Source organism: Liquorilactobacillus mali (assembly GCF_001437155.1).
Classification (GTDB): domain Bacteria; phylum Bacillota; class Bacilli; order Lactobacillales; family Lactobacillaceae; genus Liquorilactobacillus; species Liquorilactobacillus mali_A.
Genome location: NZ_JQAR01000055.1, coordinates 1,447 through 2,111 on the forward strand (window position 1 = coordinate 1,447; position 665 = coordinate 2,111).

The 665-nt window shown below is 35.0% G+C and carries 1 protein-coding gene; it reads right to left on the reverse strand.

Annotated features, from left to right (window positions below; genetic code table 11):
* The coding region (locus tag IV36_RS11640) for a transposase (RefSeq protein WP_162261596.1) at positions 1-575 on the reverse strand (575 nt) is incomplete at its 3' end.
* Positions 576-665: the final 90 nt, after the last annotated feature.

Genomic DNA, 665 nt, shown 5'->3' on the forward strand with positions numbered 1-665 from the left:
TCAAGCATTTCCAAAGTAAGATCTGTCTCTGCTGGGAGCTGGCACTTAAACTTAGCTTCATTTAATTCTTCCAGAAGGGATATAATCGCAGAGCGATTAAGCTTGTCAAAACGAATAGTATTCTTGCGCCAAACAAAACTATATTTATTGGCATCGGCTAAAATTTTAGTTCCATCAATAAAAGTAACCTCATCAATAAAGTTATTTTGCTTTAGATATTTTGTTAGTTTTTGAATACATTGATTGATCAAGTTCTCAACTTCATCTGAAATTCTAAAACGACAAATTGTTCGGTAGGCTGGAACTTGTTCCTGTGTCAGCCAACGGGCTGCCAAATTCTCTTCTGCCAAGGTATTAATCCGACGGCTACTGAAGATCCCTTTTGTGTACGCAAACAAAATTAATTTTAAAAGTACACGCAGATCATACTTACGCGGACGTCCAAAGATGTAGGGATCTTTAATTTTAAGGTCTTCAACTATTTGATTAATCATCCGTGCAGGATGATTTTCTTTTGGTTCCCAGTCAGTTTTGATACTAAGTACAGTCTGATTTATGTTATAATTATTATACATTTTGATTATCCTTTCTATAGGGGTATTGTTTTTGAAAGTGCTGGCTGCAACCGGTGCTTTTTTATTTTTAATTATACCAAAAGAGCTTCA